The following is a 16,094-nucleotide window of genomic DNA, read 5'->3' on the forward strand; positions in this document are numbered from 1 at the left end:
GAACATGCTGGCCACCCCCACCCGCCTGCAAGCGGCAGCGACCTCGATCATCCGGCTGGAGAACATCACCCGCTCCTTCGGCGCCGTGCAGGCGCTGCGCGGCATCACCCTGTCGCTCGTGCCAGGCAAGGCCCTCGCTTTGGTCGGCGAGTCCGGCTGCGGCAAGACCACCTGCGCCCGCATCATCGCCCGCATGGACCAGCCGACCGGGGGAGCGCTGCACTTCCACGACCGGAACGTCACGCTGGCCGGCAGCCGCGCAGAGGAAAAGGCCTATCGGCGCGCGGTGCAGATGGTGTTCCAGGATCCCTTCGCCTCCCTCAATCCGGTCTTTTCCATCGGCCATCACCTCATCCGCCCCCTGCTGCTGCATGGCCATGCCCGGGGACGCGCCGAAGGCCGGGCGGGGGTGAAGCAGATCTTGGAGAGCGTCGGCCTCGATCCCGAGCTGACCATCGGCAAATTCCCGCACCAGCTCTCCGGCGGGCAGCGCCAGCGGGTCAACATCGCCCGCGCCATTGCGGTTCGCCCGCAGGTCCTGCTGGCGGACGAGCCCACCTCGATGCTCGATGTCTCGATCCGGCAGGGCATTCTCGACCTGCTTGCCGGCATCAAGCGGGAACGCAACCTGGCTCTGCTCTACATCACCCACGACATCGCCACGGCGGCCCATGTGGCGGAAGAAATCGTCGTGATGTTCGCCGGACAGATGGTGGAATGGGGCGATGCCCTGGCGGTGATCACCAATCCGCGCCACCCCTACACCAAGCTGCTGCTCTCGGCGGTTCCCGATCCGAACCGCCCGTTCATCCCGGGCCAAAGCGGAGCCTTCCTCAGGCGCGCCGAAGACATTCGCCGCATTTCGCGTCCCGCCTCGAACACGGTCGAACAGGCGGGCCCGAACCATTTCGTCCGGATGCCCGGATCTGCGGACCACAACGCTTCAGACTGAACAGGACTTTGCATGGACCTTCTCGTCAAACTCTACGACCTCGCCCCTAACAAGGCGCTGGACGCCCGCCTCGACGATGCCGACGTCACCCTCCGGCGCGCCCTGCCCCCGGAGCTCGCCGCCATAACGGAGTGGATCCGCCGGCATTTCACCGCCGGCTGGGCCAGCGAGGCGACCGTGGCTCTCTGCCGCCAACCGGTCTCGTGCTTCATTGCGGTCAGGCACGGACAACTGCTCGGCTTTGCCTGCTACGACGCCACCGCCAGGGGCTTCTTCGGCCCCACCGGCGTGGACGAGGCCGAGCGCGGCCGCGGCATCGGCCATGCCCTGCTCCTCGCCTGCCTCAACGACATGCGCGCGCAGGGCTATGCCTATGCCGCCATCGGCGATGTCGGGCCGGTGGAATTCTATGCCCGCACGGTCGGCGCCACACCGATCGCCGACTCCACGCCCGGCATCTTCGCCGGTCTCCTCAAAGCTTCCAGTTGATCCTTGCCCTTCGAGAGACTTTCATGACGATATCCGTGCGCAATCTTCTTCGTCTCGAAACCCAATGGACGCCGTCCGGCGAGGATCGGCCGCTCGCCTATGCCCTGACCCTGACCAATGCGTCGGACAGGCCGATATCGGGCTTCCGGCTCTGCATCAGCGGGCCGGGACGCATCGACCCGGCCGCCACGATCGAAGGCGGCTCGCTTCGAACCCGCCTGTCGAACTATGCCGAGTTCGCGCCACCCGAAGGGTTCGTCCTGCATCCGGACACGGCCTGGACCGTCACCGCCCGGGGCCTCAGCTACCCGCTGCGGCATTGGACGGACGGAACCAACACCGCCTATGTCGTCTTCGACGATGGAACCAACCTGCCGGTCACGGTCATGCCCAGCCGGTCCAGTGGCGACAACGCCTCCCCCAAGCGAGGCGCGGACGTCTATCCGGTGCCGGATATCGCGCCCGCCGCCATCTCCATCGTGCCCTGGCCGAACGAGGTTTCGGTCACGGGCCGGCGCGGCGTGCCCTTGGGGCTTGCCCCCCAGCCCGATTGCGATGCGGCCAGCCGGGCCATCGCCGCCTTTGACGAACTGGCGACCAGCCTGTTCCCGGTGGAAGGCATCGTGCGACCGGAGGCCGAAGGTGGACTCACCGTTGCCCTGCGGCGCCAGGACAGCATGGCCGCCGAAGCCTATTCGATCCTCTTCGCGGAAGACGGTGTCACGCTCACGGCCGCGAGCCATGCCGGCTTCCTCTACGGCCTGATCACGCTCGGCCAGATGCTGCGCGGCGCGCGCCTCCATCCGCAGACCTTCCTGTTCCCGCTGGAGGGCGAGATCCGGGACGAGCCCTGGGCCCGCTGGCGCGGCACGCATCTCGACGTCGCCCGCCAGTTCTATGGCTCGGCCGAGATCGCGCAATTCCTGCGCGTTCTCGCCTGGAACAAGCTGAACCGTTTCCACTGGCACCTGTCCGACGACGAGGCCTGGCGCGTCGAGATCGAGGCCTATCCGGAACTGGTCGCCACCGGCGCCTGGCGCGGCCATGGCCTGGCCATTCCCTCTCTCCTCGGCTCCGGCGCGGCGCCCACGGGCGGCTACTACACCAAGGCGGCGATCCGGCAGATCGTGGATCTGGCAACGCGCCTCGGCATCGACGTCGTGCCGGAGATCGACATGCCGGGCCATTGCTACTCGGTGCTGCAATCCCTGCCCTCGCTGCGCGACCCGGACGAACAGGGCGAATATTTCTCCATTCAGGGCTTTCCCAACAACTGCCTGAACCCCGCCCGTGAAGAGACCTACGCCTTCGTGGAAAAGCTCCTCGACGAATTGCTCGAACTGTTTCCCTCCCGCACCATCCATGTCGGCGCAGACGAGGTCCCGGCGGGCGCCTGGGAAGGCTCTCCCCAGGCCATGGCGCATCTCAAGGCATTCGGGGGCGGCGGCACCGCCGAATTGCAGGCCCATTTCCTGCAGCGCGTCCAGGCCTCGCTGACCGCCAGGGGCCGCATCACGGGCGCCTGGGAAGAGGCCGCACATGGCGGCGGTATCGACAAGGCCAGTTGCTACCTCAATGGCTGGCACACGGTGGAGATCAGCGCCAAACTCGCCTCCGAAGGCTATGACATCGTCGTCTGCCCCGGACAGGTCTATTATCTGGACATGGCCAACAGTCCGGCCTGGTCGGAACCGGGCGCCGGCTGGGCCGGCTGGTCCGATGCCGAGAAGATCTATGGCTTCGATCCGGTGGAGGGCTGGTCAGACACCCAGAGGCAACATTTCCTGGGCGTACAGACCTGTATCTGGTCTGAACCGATGACCGACAGGGGCGTGTTCGACCGCCTGATCTTCCCCCGCATTTCGGCTCTTGCGGAAACCGGATGGACGACCCCGCCCAGGAAATCCTGGGATCGCTTCAGGGCCATGGTCGGTCTGATGCCGCTGCTCTACGGGATCAGGGCGTAACCCAGGGCTGAGGCGATACCGACGGGGCTTTGCGCCGCCTCTCAAAATCCATAAGCCCGCAAACGATATGTGACATCTATTCCACCGGCGTCGTCTGCACGCCCCAGATCTCGTCGGCATATTCGCGGATGGTGCGGTCCGAGGAGAACCAGCCCATGCGGGCGACGTTGAGGATCGACTTCTCGCGCCAGGCTGCCTTGTTGGCCCAGAGCGCATCGACATTGCGCTGCATGGCGGCATAGGCGTCGAAATCGTCGGTGACGAAGAACCAGTCGCTGGAGCGCAGCGCCTGCACCGTGCCGCGATGACGCTCGCGATCGGTCGGCGAGAACACGCCGCTTTCCACCGCGTCGAGCACCTCGGCCAAAGCGGGCGAGGCCGCGATGGCGTCGGCAGGATTGCGGCCCTGGCGCTTCTTTTCCTCGACCTCATGCGCCTTCAGGCCGAAGATGAAGATATTCTCGTCGCCGACATGCTCCTTCATCTCGACATTGGCACCGTCGAGCGTGCCGATGGTGAGGGCGCCGTTGAGACCGAACTTCATGTTGCCGGTGCCCGAAGCTTCCAGGCCCGCGGTCGAGATCTGCTCGGAGAGGTCGGCCGCCGGAATGATCACCTCGGCGAGGCTGACATTGTAGTTCGGCATGAAGACGACCTTGAGCAAATTGCGCACGGCCGGATCCGAATTCACCACCTTGGCGACGTCGTTGATCAGCTTGATCACATATTTGGCCGCGGTGTAGCTCGCGGCCGCTTTGCCGGCAAAGATCTTCACGCGCGGCGCCCAATCCTTCTCGGGATGGGCGCGGATGGCGTTATAGAGCGCGATGGTCTCGAGGATGTTGAGCAGCTGGCGCTTATATTCGTGGATGCGCTTGATCTGGACGTCGAACATCGCCGAGGGATCGACGCGCAGGCCCACGGTCTGCTGCAGCACCTTGGCCAGCCGCGCCTTGTTGGCATGCTTGACCGCCGCGAAGGCCTCCTGGAAGGCAGCGTCCTTGGCGTAGGGCTCCAAGGCCACCAGCTTTTCGGCATCGTCGAGATAGGCATCGCCGATGGTTTCGCGCAACAGCGTGGTCAGCCCCGGATTGGCCGTCATCAGCCAGCGCCGCGGCGTGATGCCATTGGTCTTGTTGGTGATGCGGCCCGGGAACAGCGTGTTGAGGTCGCGGAACACCGTCTCCTTCATCAGCTCCGAATGCAGAGCCGACACGCCATTGACCTTGTGCGAGCCGACAAAGGCGAGATTGCCCATGCGCACGCGCCGGCCATGGCTCTCGTCGATGATCGAGACGGTGGCGATCATGGCATCGGAGGCGCCGCTCTCGCGTGCCTCGGTCAGCACGCGGGCATTGATGGCGTAGATGATCTGCATGTGCCGTGGCAGCAGCCGCTCGATAAGCGGCACCGGCCAGGTTTCCAGCGCCTCGGGCAGCAGGGTGTGGTTGGTGTAGGAGATCGTCTCGCGGGTGATGGCGAAGGCATCGGCCCAGTTGACCCCGTGAATGTCGATCAGGATACGCATCAGCTCGGCCACCGCGATGGCTGGATGCGTATCGTTGAGCTGGATCGCCGCCTTGGACGGGAGGGTCTTGATGTCGCGATGCTGCTGCAGGTGGCGGCGAACGATGTCCTGCAACGAGGACGAGGTGAAGAAATACTCCTGACGCAGGCGCAGTTCCTGCCCCGCCGGGGTGGAATCGGCCGGATAGAGCACGCGCGAGATCGACTCCACCTTGGTGCGGTCGTTCAGGGCGCCGATATGGTCACCGGCATTGAAGGCGTCGAGCGAGATCGGATCGAGCGAGCGGGCCGACCACAGGCGCAGCGTGTTGACGCGGTTGCCGCGCCAGCCCACGGCCGGCGTGTCATGGGCAACAGCGAGCACGGTCTCCGCCGGCTTCCAGCTGTGTATGGCCGAGCCGTCCCAGCCATCGCTTGCCTCGACGGCACCGCCGAAGCCGACCTCATAGGCGACTTCCCGGCGCGGGAATTCCCAGGGATTGCCGTTCTGCAGCCAGTTCTCGGGCGATTCCGTCTGCCAGCCATCGACGATGTTCTGGCGGAACAGGCCGTTCTCGTAGCGAATGCCGTAGCCATAGGCGGCGATGCCGACGGTGGCCATGCTCTCCATGAAGCAGGCAGCAAGCCGGCCGAGACCGCCATTGCCGAGGGCGGCATCGGGCTCCATCTCGGCAATCATGTCGAGATCGACGCCGACAGAAGCCAGCGCCTCGCGCGCCGTGGCCACGAGGCCGAGATTGTTGAGGCCGTCCTTGAGCAGGCGGCCGATCAGGAATTCGAGCGAGAGATAATAGACGCGCTTGCCGCCCATGCGGTAGACGCCGCGCGTCGTCGCCATCCAGCGGTCGACGATATGGTCGCGCAGCGCCAGGCTCACCGCCCGCAGCCAGTCATGGTCGCGCGCCACGATCGGGTCCTTGCCGACGGCATAGGTCAGCTTGGCGAGGATCAGGTCACGGAAGGCGCGTGCCTCGCCGGTCGCTTCGGGCAGCTTGGCCGCATCATCACCGACAGCCATCGCCGCCTCGGCCGAATAGAGCTTGTCGTGCAACGTTGAAGTCATGTGTCGCTTCTCGATCGTTGATCCCAGGACGGTGGTCCTTAACCCAAGTGACGCCCGGTTACGAGTGCCCCTTTTGCATAAGATGTAGGCAAAAACACTGATATCTTGTGATTTTGGCACGCTACGCCGCCATGATCATCTCATATGTTGGTTCTGCATAGCTCTCGCGCCTTGTGCATGGTGCGCACAGAACGACCCGATGCTGTTGTCGATGGCCGTGGAGAGTGCGCACTCATGACGGAATCCTGGCTGAATTCCGCTGGCGATGATGATATGCCACCGACACGGAGGCATGCGATTGCGTGGGATCGACAGGAATCGCAAAGCCGCGTCGAAACAAGGAGTTAGGGCAATCGGACGCTCCGGCGTTCTGCCCTGGGAGACAGGTATGACGGGTATCCTCTATCTTGCGGTCGACGGCGGCGGCACCAATACGCGCGCAAGGCTCTACGACGAGGATGACAAGCTGATTGGCGAAGGCCTGTCGGGTTCTTCCAATCTCACTCTCGGCACCGAGATCGCGGGTCCGGCGATCGCAGCGGCCGGCGATGCCGCCCTTGCCGCGGCCGGGCTGGCACCGGACGCGAAGCGGCTTGTCCGGGCCGGTCTCGGCCTTTCCGGCGGCAATATTCCTGCTCTCGCCGACAGTATCGCCGCCTTTCCCTTCGGTTATGGGGCCCTGACGGTCACTTCGGATGCCGTCACCGCCTGCCTCGGCGCCCATGCCGGCGAGGACGGCGGCATCTTCATCCTCGGCACGGGCTCGCAGGGCCTGGCCCTGGTGAGCGGCAAGGAAACCTCGGTCGGCGGTTGGGGGTTTGCCCTGGGCGATGATGCCTCCGGCGCCGTGCTCGGACGCTCTGCCCTCCGGGCCGCCCTGCTCAGCGTCGACCTGCTTGGTCCGGTGAGTGACCTGACCCGCCGCCTGCTGGCGCATTTTCATGACGATCCGAACGAGGCGGTGATCTGGGCCAAGACCGCCACACCGAGAGACTACGGCCGCTTCGCTCCCCTGGTGTTCGAGGCCGCCGGCGGGGATGTGGTGGCGGACCATCTCATTGCCGGGGCGACCGGCTCCATCGTCGCCATGCTCGATCGCCTGACGGACCTGGGCGCGCCCAGGATCGCCCTGATGGGGGGGCTCGCCGAACCCTATCGCCCCTATTTGCCGGTGCGCTATGACGAGATCCTGGTTCCGCCCAGGGGCGATGCCCTGGCAGGGGCCCTGACCCTGGCAAAGAGGGAGCGCTGACGATGTCGCTCAACGCACTGACCGCCCCGCGCCTGTTCAATGGCGAGGCTTTTGTCGAGGGCCACGCCGTCCTGGTGGAAGCCGATACCATCCTCGGCCTGGTGCCGCGGGCCGACATTCCCTCCCATGCCGCTGTGACCACGCTGCCCTCCGGCGTGTTGGCCCCCGGCTTCGTCGATGCCCAGGTCAATGGCGGCGGCGGATTCCTGTTCAACCAGTCTCCTGATGTCGCGACACTCGAGGGCATGGTCGCGGCCCATCGCCGCCACGGCAGCACCGCTTTGCTGCCCACCTACATCACCGACACGGCCGAAGGCATGAAGAGCGCCATCGCCGCCGCCCGCCAGGCGATCATCGACGGTGTCCCGGGCATGGCGGGCATCCACCTCGAGGGCCCCTTCCTTTCCGTACCACGCAAGGGTGCCCATGATCCCGCTTTGATCCGCCCGCTGACGGAAGCCGATGTCGAGCTCATTCTGAGTAGCGGCATCGAGACTGTCCTGCTCACGGTAGCGCCGGAAAACGCGCCGCTTCACCTGATCCGGCGCCTGGCGGATGGGGGCGTGATCGTCAGCCTCGGCCATACCGACACCAGCTATGAGGCGGTGATGGCGGCGGCGGATGCCGGCGCCACCGGCATCACCCATCTCTTCAATGCGATGTCGCCCCTGCAGGGCCGCCACCCCGGCGTCACCGGTGCCGCCCTGGATCATGGCGGGCTCTGGGTCGGCATCATTGCCGACGGCCTCCATGTGCATCCGGGCTCGCTCTCGCTGGCCTTGCGGGCGAAAAAGGCTCCGGGGCGGCTGTTCCTCGTCACCGACGCCATGCCGACGGCCGGCGATGCCAACGATGTCTTCTATCTCAACGGGCGCAAAGTCACGCGGCGCGACGGTGCCCTGACGCTGGAAGACGGCACGCTCGCCGGCTCCGACCTCACCATGGATGCGGCGCTGCGCTACAGTGTCGGCCATCTCGGCATCGGTCTCGGCGAGGCCCTGCGCATGGCCAGCCTCTATCCCGCCCAGTTCCTGCGCCTCGACAGCCGTCGCGGGCGCCTGGCGCCACGCTATCGTGCCGATCTGGTGCATCTCGACGAGCAGCTGACCGCGCGCGGCGTGTGGGTGGGTGGCCGCAAGCTGGCTGGGTCAAGTGAGTTCTCATACCAAGAGTCATTGAAAATGACTTTTGGTTCCGCCTCGCGATTTTCGCCAAATCTCTGATTTGGCATCGACAATCGCGAGGTGTTCAAGTCACGGATGCGCAAGCATCTTCGCGACTTGGTATCAAGCGGTACGGTGCGGCGCGAATAGGATGACAGCCATACCGGCGAGGCACAGGACCGCTCCGACCAGGTCCCAGCGATCAGGCCTGATCCCCTCGACGCCCCAGAGCCACAGCAGCGAGGCAGCAATATAGATGCCGCCATAGGCGACATAGGCCCGACCCGCCGCATCCGTCTCGATCTGGGAGAGCAGGAGGGCAAAGGTGACGAGGGCAGCCGTGCCCGGCACCAGCCACCAGGCCGACTTGCCCAGCCGCAGCCAACTCCAGAAGGCATAGCAGCCGCCGATCTCGCCGGCGGCCGCCAAGACGTAGAACAGAATCGATTTCATGCCGGCTGCGCACTCCGCTTCCGCGTCAGCTTAACGGGCTGCCGCAGAAGGCGGAAGGCGGCGAAGATGGCGGCGGGAACCCATGCGCTCCCGCCCCCGATCTGCTCAGAATTTGTAGCTGACGCCGACCAGCGCGACCGTCTCGTGGAAGCCGGCCTTGAAGCGGGTATCGGGCGCCACCCGGAAGCGCGACTTGCCGAAATCGGTATAGCGTACTTCGACGCGGCCGATCCAATTGTCGGTGAAAGCGTATTCGACGCCGGCACCCACGGTCCATCCCGCCTTGGTCTTGGACCCGGAGCCAACGATATCGCCGTCAAACAGGTTCCAGCGCTCGCGGATGTCAGCAAAGGCGACACCACCGGTGGCATAGACCAGGACCCGGTCGAAGGCATAACCCAAACGGGCGCGGATCGAACCCTGCCAGCGGTTGCGCATATGCAGACGACTATTGCCGTTATTGGCGTCGATCACGGTATGAGAGCCGTTGATGCCGCTGAGATCGATGTCGCCTTCCAGGCCGACCACGATATTGTTGGAGAACTGCTCATTGTAGCCCGCATGCAGACCGCCGAGCACGCCATTGACGTTGAAGCTGTCGGCGGGCACGGGCAGCGTCCGGCTCAGATCGTCCCTCTCCTTGCCCCAGGCATAGCCGATATGGGCACCGACATAGAATCCGGTCCAGCTATAGGGCGTTATTGGCGCTACCGGCTCGACCGGCGTCGCCGCGAGATCTGCAGCGAGAGCAGACGTTGGCGCCAGCAAAAAGGCCGCCAGGACGATTTTTTTCATGATCCCCACCCCATCGTGACATGATTCAACAATAAATCACTGTCACAATTCTTATTATCTGTCCACATTTTCGACAAAATTTCGATGATTTCGGAGTGGGATGATTTTTATGAAATATACTTCATGCTTTATAAGAATAATTTGATTGCTTGTTACTATGTCGCCCTTAAGTCTAATTAGCCTCTAGGGAAACACAGGCATGTTGCCTTGCCAAGTCCTGACAGCAAAACGGGCCGCAAAGCGACCCGCTGCTGGATCGACGTTCAGCTGTCTCGCGATCAGCCCTTGCTCGAAGCCGCCCAGAGATTGACGTTGCCTTCCTCGGCATAGTGATCAATCTCGGCCAGCTCCTCGGCCGAGAAATCCAGATTCTTCAAGGCACCAACGCAGTCCTCGATCTGCCCGGGCCGGCTGGCACCGATGAGGGCCGAGGTCATGCGCGGATCGCGCAGGACCCAGGCGATCGCCATCTGGGCCAGCGACTGGCCACGGCGACGGGCAATCGCATCGAGCGCCCGCAGCCTTGCCAGATTCGCCTCGGAAAGCTGGTCGGGCGAAAGCGACTTGCCGGCTGCAGCCCGGCTGTCAGCCGGAATGCCGCTTGCGCCGAGATATTTGTTGGTGAGCAGGCCCTGCGCCAACGGCGTGAAGGCGATGCACCCTGCACCATCGGCCTCGAGCTGGCCGAGCAGACTGTCCTTCTCGATCCAGCGGTTGAGCATGGAATAGCTCGGCTGATGGATGAGCAAGGGCGTACCAAGGCGGCGCAGGATTGCCGCCGCCTCCTTGGTCCGTTCGGCACTGTAGGACGAGATGCCGGCATAGTGGGCCTTGCCCTGGCGCACGGCATCATGCAGCGCCGTCATGGTTTCTTCCAGCGGGGTGTTCGGATCGAAGCGGTGGGAATAGAAGATGTCGACCGTCTCGATACCCATGCGCTTGAGGCTGGCATCGAGGCTGGAGAGCAGATATTTGCGGCTGCCCCACTCGCCATAGGGGCCGGGCCACATGCGGTAGCCGGCCTTGGTCGAGATCACCAGTTCCTGGCGGTGATGGGCGAAATCCGTCTTCAGGATACGCCCGAAGGTCTCCTCGGCCGAGCCGGGCGGCGGACCGTAATTGTTGGCGAGATCGAAATGCGTGATGCCGAGGTCGAAGGCCTTGCGGCAGAGCGCCCTGGCGTTCTCGAAGGGGATGTCGCCACCGAAATTATGCCAGAGCCCGAGCGAGAGCGCCGGCAGCTGGAGCCCGGATCGGCCGGATCGGCGATATTGCATGGCGTCGTAACGCGTTTCATCCGCAACATAGGTCATGGCAGTTCTCACAATTGGAAATGAACGTTCTACAATATGATTCATCTGACAAAATGCCCCGCCCATGGCATTTGTTCAACCGTTCAGATGACCGTTTCCGCTAAAGCGTTTTGCGATTTGGTGGAATCACCGAGAATCGCAAGGACGCGTCGAAACAAGGAGCGAAAGCAAACAAACGCTCACGCCTGAACGCGCTTTGCTCCAGAGGAAACAAAGAAGCCGGCGTCACCGCCGGCCTCCATCGTTGTTTCAAGACGCGACGCATTCAGCGGGTCGGCACGGCATCCTCGTAGTCCGCATCCGAGGTTTCGTCCTGCGTGGTCGAACCGAGCACCATGGTGAGCACCACCGAGACGACGAAGTTCAGCACCACGGCGATCAGGCCGATATAGAAGGAGGTGCCGAACAGGGCGTAGGTCGGCGCCACCGCTCCCGAAGCCATGGCCATATAGGTGCCGGCGAGCATGCCCACGGCCCAGCCGATCAAGAGGGCCCAGCCATTGAACCAGCGCGTATAGAGCCCGGCGACAAGGGCGGGGAAGATCTGGATCATCCACACGCCACCGAGAAGCTGCAGGTCGATGGCGAACTTGGTCGGCAGCCAGAAGATCACCGCAAGGGCGCCGATCTTGACGATCAGGCTCATCAGCTTGGCGAGGTAGGATTCCTTCTGCGGCGACATGTCCGGCTCGATGAAGGGCCTCCAGACATTGCGGGTGAAGGTGTTTGCCGCCCCGATCGACATCACCGCGGCCGGTACCAGGGCGCCGATGGCGATGGCCGCAAAGCAGAAGCCCGCGAACCAGTCGGGGAACATCTTGTTGATCAGGAGTGGAATCGCCATCGAGGCATCGCCATTCGGCGTCTCGATGCCGGCGGCAACCGCCATCACACCCAGCAAAGCGATGAGGCCGAGGATCAGCGAATAGGCCGGCAACGCCACCGCGTTGCGGCGGATGGCATTGGGGCCGGTGGCCGACAGCGTGCCCGTGAGCGCATGCGGATACATGAACAGCGCCATGGCCGAGCCGATGGAGAGCGTGATGAAGGGCCAGATCTGCGCCGGCGTCAGCGTCAGGCCGACATTGGCAGGCTTGCCGGCCGCGGCGAGGGCTGCCGCTTTGGCATCATAGACCACCTTGGCCTTTTCGAAGATCGAGCCGAAACCGCCGAGCTGGTAGGGAATGATAACGACCGCGGCGATCACGAAGATGTAGATCATGATATCCTTGATGAAGGCGATCATGGCCGGGGCGCGCAAGCCGCTCTTATAGGTGTAGAGCGCCAGGATGATGAAGGCGATCGTCAAGGGCAGATGAGAGGCGAAACCCGTGGCCGAGAAACCGAGGGCCTGGATCACCTTCTCCATGCCGACGAGCTGCAGGGCGATATAGGGCATGGTGGCGAGGATGCCGGTGAAGGCCACCGCCAACTCCAGCCAGCGATTGCCGTAGCGCCCGGCAATGAAATCGGCGCCGGTGAGATAGCCATGCTTGTGGGTGGCGTTCCACAGCCGCGGCATGATCAGGAAGATCAGGGGATAGATCAGGATGGTATAGGGCACGGCGAAGAAGCCGTAGGCGCCCACCGCATACATCAGGCCGGGCACGGCGATGACGGTATAGGCGGTATAGAGATCGCCACCCAGGAGGAACCAGGTGATCCAGGCCCCGAAGCGCCGGCCGCCGAGGCCCCATTCGTGCAACTGGTCGAGATCACCCGCCTTCCAGCGCGCCGCCACGAAACCCACCACGGTGACGAGGAGGAAGAAGAAGACGAACACCATCGCCGCCGTCCAATTGAGATTGTCCAGCATCAGCGTTCAACCTTCCAGGCGAGGTAGACGAACAGCGACGAAATCGGCACCAGGACGAGAAGATAGAAATAGAAGAAGGGCAGGCCGAACAGCACGGGATCGATGCTGTTATAGAGCGGCGTCAGCAATGCCAGTACGCAAGGTACCAGCAGAAGCAGGTATTTCATGGCATTTCCCCCGGAGACTCTGAGAACGTGGCGGCAGCCGAATCCTCGCCTGCTGCAAACTCTTTGGACGGATTCTTATTCCCTTGGAGAAAGATTGAGTCCAGCGGCAATACGGCTGACTTAACGGGAATGGCTGCGATTTCTAGCCGGGCTCGCGGGCTCGGCCCGGCTATTCAAAAGCCCCGCTCGATACGAGCCGAGGCAGGATTGCCGGGCCAGGCCCGCCGACAAAGCTCTTTCCCGCCCAGCCGCGCGTCAGATCTTGGCCGCCTTGACGAAGGCCGGATCGAAGGTCTTTTCGTAGGGGACGTCGGCGTTGGCGAGTTCGGGATCGAGCGCCTTGAGCGCGTTCATCATCGACTCATAGCCGTCCTTGGTGACCATGCCGTCCGGCGAATACATCTGCCGCGAATTCTGGAACGCCTGCATATAGAGGTCCCGATTGCCCAGCAGATATTCCTTGGGCACGAGATCGGCGACATCCTCGGGCTTGGCCTGGCCGAGCCACTTCAGGGCCTTCATCATGGCATTGACCACGCGCTGCGTGGTGACCGGATTGTCCTTCGCGAAGGACTGCTTGAGATAGACAGTCGCCGCCGGATTGGTGCCGCCGAACAGGGCCTTGGTGCCCTCCTCGGTACGCGTATCGAGCAGGATGGCGATGTCGTCGTCATGCTGAAGCTGGCTGATCACCGGATCGAGATGCGACAGGCCGTCGATGCCGCCATTCTTGATGGCCGCCACGGCGCTGGCGCCGCCGCCGATGCCGATCTGGGCGACGTCGGCCGAGGTCAGCCCGTTCTTCTGCAAGGCATATTGCAGCAGGAGAGCGGTGGAGGATCCCGGCGCCGTCACGCCCACCTTGCGCCCCTTGAGATCGGCAATGGTCTTGATCTCGCCGGCGAGGCTCTTGCGCACCGCGATGACAATGCCGGGAAAGCGGCCGAGGTCGCAGACGGCGATGACATCCTGCCCCTTGTTCTGCATGCGGATGGTGTGCTCATAGGCGCCAGTGACCACGTCCACAGAGCCGCCGACCAGCGCCTGCAGCGATTTGGAGCCGCCGGCGAAGTCGTTGATGGTGACGTTGAGACCTTCCTCCTTGAAGAAGCCTTTCTGCTCGGCCACGGTCAGCGGCAGATAATAGAGCAGCGGCTTGCCGCCGACACCGATGGCGAGGTCGGTTTTCTCGGGCTTGGCATCCTCCGCGAAGGCCGGCAGCGTTCCGCCGAGCGAGGCACCAAATACCATGCCGGCAGTGCCGACCAGAAAAGTCCTGCGTTTCATGATTTTTCCTCCCAATTCGCTTTCCAATATGCGTTAGCCGCGCCAGACCAGCAGCCGGCGTTCCACCGCCGTCATCAGCCAGTCGACGATGAGAACGAAGGCCATCAGCACGAACATGCCGGCAAAGACGCCGGTGACGTCGAACACGCCTTCGGCCTGCTGGATGAGATAGCCCAGGCCCGCCGAGGAGCCGAGATATTCGCCGACCACCGCCCCGACCACGGCAAAGCCGACCGAGGTGTGCAGGCTGGAGAACACCCAGGACATCGCCGAGGGCAGATAGACATGGCGCAGGAGCTGGCGCTCATTCATGCCGAGCATGCGCGCATTGGAGAGCACCGCCGGGCTCACTTCCTTGACGCCCTGATAGACGTTGAAGAAGACGATGAAGAACACCAGGGTGAAGCCGAGCGCCACCTTCGACCAGATGCCGAGGCCGAACCACAGGGCGAAGATCGGCGCCAACACCACGCGGGGCAGCGCATTCGCGGCTTTGACATAGGGATCGAAAATTGCGGCGACCACGGGCTGGCGGGCGAACCAGAAGCCGAGAATGACGCCGCCCACAGCGCCGGACAGGAAGGCCAGCGCCGATTCAGCCAGGGTGATCCAGAGATGGTACCAGATGGAGCCGTCGGTGAACCACTCCACGATCCGCTTCCACACGCTGAGCGGCTCGCCGAAGAAGAAGGCCACGGTCTTGGGCGAGCCGAACAGCGACGTCGTCGAGGCCAGATGCCAAAGGGTGATGCCGACGACCGCGACGAGCACCTGCAGGACGAGCAAGACGATCTTGTTGTTCATTGAGTCCCCCTGGACGGCCGTCTTCGGATGGCAGAATTGAATTTCGTCATTGCGAGCGCAGCAAGGCAATCCACCTGCCATAAAGCGAGAGCCCTGGATTGCTTCGCTGCGCTCGCAATGATGACGAATGATCGATCGAACTCATGAGAAAAACCGCCGAACTAGCTGTAGGCCTTCATCACCTCGTCGCGCAGGGCGTCCCAGATATCGCGATGCAGGCGGATGAAAGCGGGGTCATGGCGAATTTCCGCAATGGCGCGGGGCCGGGGCAGCGGCACGCTGAACTCGCCGATGATGCCAGCCTTCGGGCCAGCCGACATGATGACGATGCGATCGGCCAGCGCGATCGCCTCATCGAGATCATGGGTGACGAACATCACCGCCTTGCGATCCTCCGACCACAATTTCAGCAGGAGGTCGCCCATCACCAGGCGGGTCTGGGCGTCGAGCGGCCCGAAGGGCTCGTCCATGAGAAGCAGCTTGGGATTGCGGATGAGCACCTGCGCAAGGCCGACGCGCTTGCGCTGCCCGCCGGACAGCATGCGGGGATAGCGATCGCCGAAGCGGGCGAGGCCGACCCGCTCCAGCCAGGTCTGCGCCGCCTGCCTGGCCTTTTCCGCAGGCGTGCCGGCGACTTCCAGGCCGATGGCGACATTCTGCAGGACGGTCTTCCAGGGCATCAGCGATTCCTGCTGGAAGAGGTAGCCGGCCTGCCCGTTCAAGCCCTTGAGCGGCTTGCCGAAGACTTCGACCGTTCCGGCGACCGGGATCAGCAGCCCGGCCGTGGCATTGAGCAGCGTTGACTTGCCGCAGCCCGTCGGCCCGACAATGGCAACGAATTCGTGCTCCCCTACCGAGAGATCGACATTGGCCACGGCATCGAAGCGGGAATCCCTGGTCGCGAATGAAATCGAAACGCCCTTCAGCGCAACGGCTTGCGCTGCGCTCATGCGGCCTTGGCCCTTCTCATCTGCAGTCCTCCCGAATTGGTCCTACGAGTCGGCTTTGTGCGAACTCTATACCGCGACAGCAAGCAACGGCCAGCC

At 63.7% G+C, this 16,094-nt stretch carries 14 protein-coding genes; 5 read left to right on the forward strand and 9 right to left on the reverse strand.

The annotated features are described in order from the left end of the window. The first annotated feature begins 4 nt into the window (after positions 1 to 4). Genes ABXS05_RS12120 through ABXS05_RS12130 form a run of 3 tightly spaced genes read left to right on the forward strand, consistent with a single transcriptional unit; the run spans position 5 to position 3,408 of the window. Positions 5 to 952 carry an ABC transporter ATP-binding protein gene (locus tag ABXS05_RS12120; protein ID WP_437178661.1) on the forward strand — a complete coding sequence of 316 codons (948 nt, stop codon included), beginning with the start codon at positions 5 to 7 and terminating at the stop codon, positions 950 to 952. A 12-nt stretch (positions 953 to 964) separates the two neighbouring features. Next, positions 965 to 1,441 carry a GNAT family N-acetyltransferase gene (locus tag ABXS05_RS12125; protein WP_367624090.1) on the forward strand — a complete coding sequence of 159 codons (477 nt, stop codon included), beginning with the start codon at positions 965 to 967 and terminating at the stop codon, positions 1,439 to 1,441. Positions 1,442 to 1,464: 23 nt separating this feature from the next. Beyond that, positions 1,465 to 3,408, forward strand: coding sequence for a beta-N-acetylhexosaminidase (locus tag ABXS05_RS12130; RefSeq protein ID WP_367624091.1), 1,944 nt, complete (start codon positions 1,465 to 1,467; stop codon positions 3,406 to 3,408). Between the two features lie 76 nt (positions 3,409 to 3,484). Here ABXS05_RS12130 and ABXS05_RS12135 read toward each other — a convergent pair whose 3' ends face one another. Next, on the reverse strand, positions 3,485 to 5,998 hold the full coding sequence (locus tag ABXS05_RS12135; RefSeq protein ID WP_311933427.1) for a glycogen/starch/alpha-glucan phosphorylase: 2,514 nt from the start codon (positions 5,996 to 5,998) through the stop codon (positions 3,485 to 3,487). A 388-nt stretch (positions 5,999 to 6,386) separates the two neighbouring features. Between ABXS05_RS12135 and ABXS05_RS12140 the strand changes: the two genes are divergently transcribed. Both ABXS05_RS12140 and nagA read left to right on the forward strand, forming a co-directional pair. After that, positions 6,387 to 7,250 (forward strand): glucosamine kinase nucleotide-binding domain-containing protein, encoded by an 864-nt coding sequence (locus tag ABXS05_RS12140; protein WP_367624092.1) that lies wholly within the window; start codon positions 6,387 to 6,389, stop codon positions 7,248 to 7,250. A 2-nt stretch (positions 7,251 to 7,252) separates the two neighbouring features. After that, positions 7,253 to 8,473 (forward strand): N-acetylglucosamine-6-phosphate deacetylase, encoded by a 1,221-nt coding sequence (nagA, locus tag ABXS05_RS12145; RefSeq protein ID WP_367624093.1) that lies wholly within the window; start codon positions 7,253 to 7,255, stop codon positions 8,471 to 8,473. 63 nt (positions 8,474 to 8,536) lie between these two features. Here the strand turns inward: nagA and ABXS05_RS12150 are convergent, their stop codons facing one another. From ABXS05_RS12150 to ABXS05_RS12185, 8 genes are all read right to left on the reverse strand, one after another. Then, on the reverse strand, positions 8,537 to 8,866 hold the full coding sequence (locus ABXS05_RS12150) for a YnfA family protein (protein WP_367624094.1): 330 nt from the start codon (positions 8,864 to 8,866) through the stop codon (positions 8,537 to 8,539). Positions 8,867 to 8,971: 105 nt separating this feature from the next. Beyond that, positions 8,972 to 9,661: an outer membrane protein gene (locus tag ABXS05_RS12155; protein WP_311933431.1), complete on the reverse strand. Its 690-nt coding sequence runs from the start codon at positions 9,659 to 9,661 to the stop codon at positions 8,972 to 8,974. A gap of 278 nt (positions 9,662 to 9,939) precedes the next feature. Beyond that, positions 9,940 to 10,974, reverse strand: coding sequence for an L-glyceraldehyde 3-phosphate reductase (gene mgrA, locus ABXS05_RS12160; protein WP_311933432.1), 1,035 nt, complete (start codon positions 10,972 to 10,974; stop codon positions 9,940 to 9,942). Between the two features lie 265 nt (positions 10,975 to 11,239). After that, positions 11,240 to 12,790, reverse strand: a complete 1,551-nt coding sequence (gene mctP, locus ABXS05_RS12165) for a monocarboxylate uptake permease MctP (RefSeq protein ID WP_367624095.1) — start codon at positions 12,788 to 12,790, stop codon at positions 11,240 to 11,242. Next, positions 12,790 to 12,957 carry a DUF3311 domain-containing protein gene (locus tag ABXS05_RS12170; RefSeq protein WP_082979752.1) on the reverse strand — a complete coding sequence of 56 codons (168 nt, stop codon included), beginning with the start codon at positions 12,955 to 12,957 and terminating at the stop codon, positions 12,790 to 12,792. The genes mctP and ABXS05_RS12170 overlap by 1 nt, the downstream gene beginning before the upstream one ends. 255 nt (positions 12,958 to 13,212) lie before the next feature. Beyond that, a complete protein-coding gene (locus tag ABXS05_RS12175) occupies positions 13,213 to 14,244 on the reverse strand; it encodes an ABC transporter substrate-binding protein (protein WP_311933434.1) in 1,032 nt (343 codons plus the stop codon). Positions 14,245 to 14,277: 33 nt separating this feature from the next. Continuing rightward, positions 14,278 to 15,048, reverse strand: coding sequence for an ABC transporter permease (locus ABXS05_RS12180; RefSeq protein WP_311933435.1), 771 nt, complete (start codon positions 15,046 to 15,048; stop codon positions 14,278 to 14,280). Between the two features lie 161 nt (positions 15,049 to 15,209). Further along, positions 15,210 to 15,998, reverse strand: a complete 789-nt coding sequence (locus tag ABXS05_RS12185) for an ABC transporter ATP-binding protein (RefSeq protein WP_311933436.1) — start codon at positions 15,996 to 15,998, stop codon at positions 15,210 to 15,212. Between the last annotated feature and the right edge of the window lie 96 nt (positions 15,999 to 16,094).

The organism is Labrys neptuniae, from assembly GCF_040797145.1.
Classification (GTDB): domain Bacteria; phylum Pseudomonadota; class Alphaproteobacteria; order Rhizobiales; family Labraceae; genus Labrys; species Labrys neptuniae.

Coding starts and splice junctions, on each gene's coding strand:
- ABXS05_RS12120 (WP_437178661.1), top strand. CDS start 5: ATGCTGGCCACCCCCACCCGCCTGCAAGCGGCAGCGACCTCGATCATC.
- ABXS05_RS12125 (WP_367624090.1), top strand. CDS start 965: ATGGACCTTCTCGTCAAACTCTACGACCTCGCCCCTAACAAGGCGCTG.
- ABXS05_RS12130 (WP_367624091.1), top strand. CDS start 1,465: ATGACGATATCCGTGCGCAATCTTCTTCGTCTCGAAACCCAATGGACG.
- ABXS05_RS12135 (WP_311933427.1), bottom strand. CDS start 5,998: ATGACTTCAACGTTGCACGACAAGCTCTATTCGGCCGAGGCGGCGATG.
- ABXS05_RS12140 (WP_367624092.1), top strand. CDS start 6,387: ATGACGGGTATCCTCTATCTTGCGGTCGACGGCGGCGGCACCAATACG.
- nagA (WP_367624093.1), top strand. CDS start 7,253: ATGTCGCTCAACGCACTGACCGCCCCGCGCCTGTTCAATGGCGAGGCT.
- ABXS05_RS12150 (WP_367624094.1), bottom strand. CDS start 8,866: ATGAAATCGATTCTGTTCTACGTCTTGGCGGCCGCCGGCGAGATCGGC.
- ABXS05_RS12155 (WP_311933431.1), bottom strand. CDS start 9,661: ATGAAAAAAATCGTCCTGGCGGCCTTTTTGCTGGCGCCAACGTCTGCT.
- mgrA (WP_311933432.1), bottom strand. CDS start 10,974: ATGACCTATGTTGCGGATGAAACGCGTTACGACGCCATGCAATATCGC.
- mctP (WP_367624095.1), bottom strand. CDS start 12,790: ATGCTGGACAATCTCAATTGGACGGCGGCGATGGTGTTCGTCTTCTTC.
- ABXS05_RS12170 (WP_082979752.1), bottom strand. CDS start 12,957: ATGAAATACCTGCTTCTGCTGGTACCTTGCGTACTGGCATTGCTGACG.
- ABXS05_RS12175 (WP_311933434.1), bottom strand. CDS start 14,244: ATGAAACGCAGGACTTTTCTGGTCGGCACTGCCGGCATGGTATTTGGT.
- ABXS05_RS12180 (WP_311933435.1), bottom strand. CDS start 15,048: ATGAACAACAAGATCGTCTTGCTCGTCCTGCAGGTGCTCGTCGCGGTC.
- ABXS05_RS12185 (WP_311933436.1), bottom strand. CDS start 15,998: ATGAGCGCAGCGCAAGCCGTTGCGCTGAAGGGCGTTTCGATTTCATTC.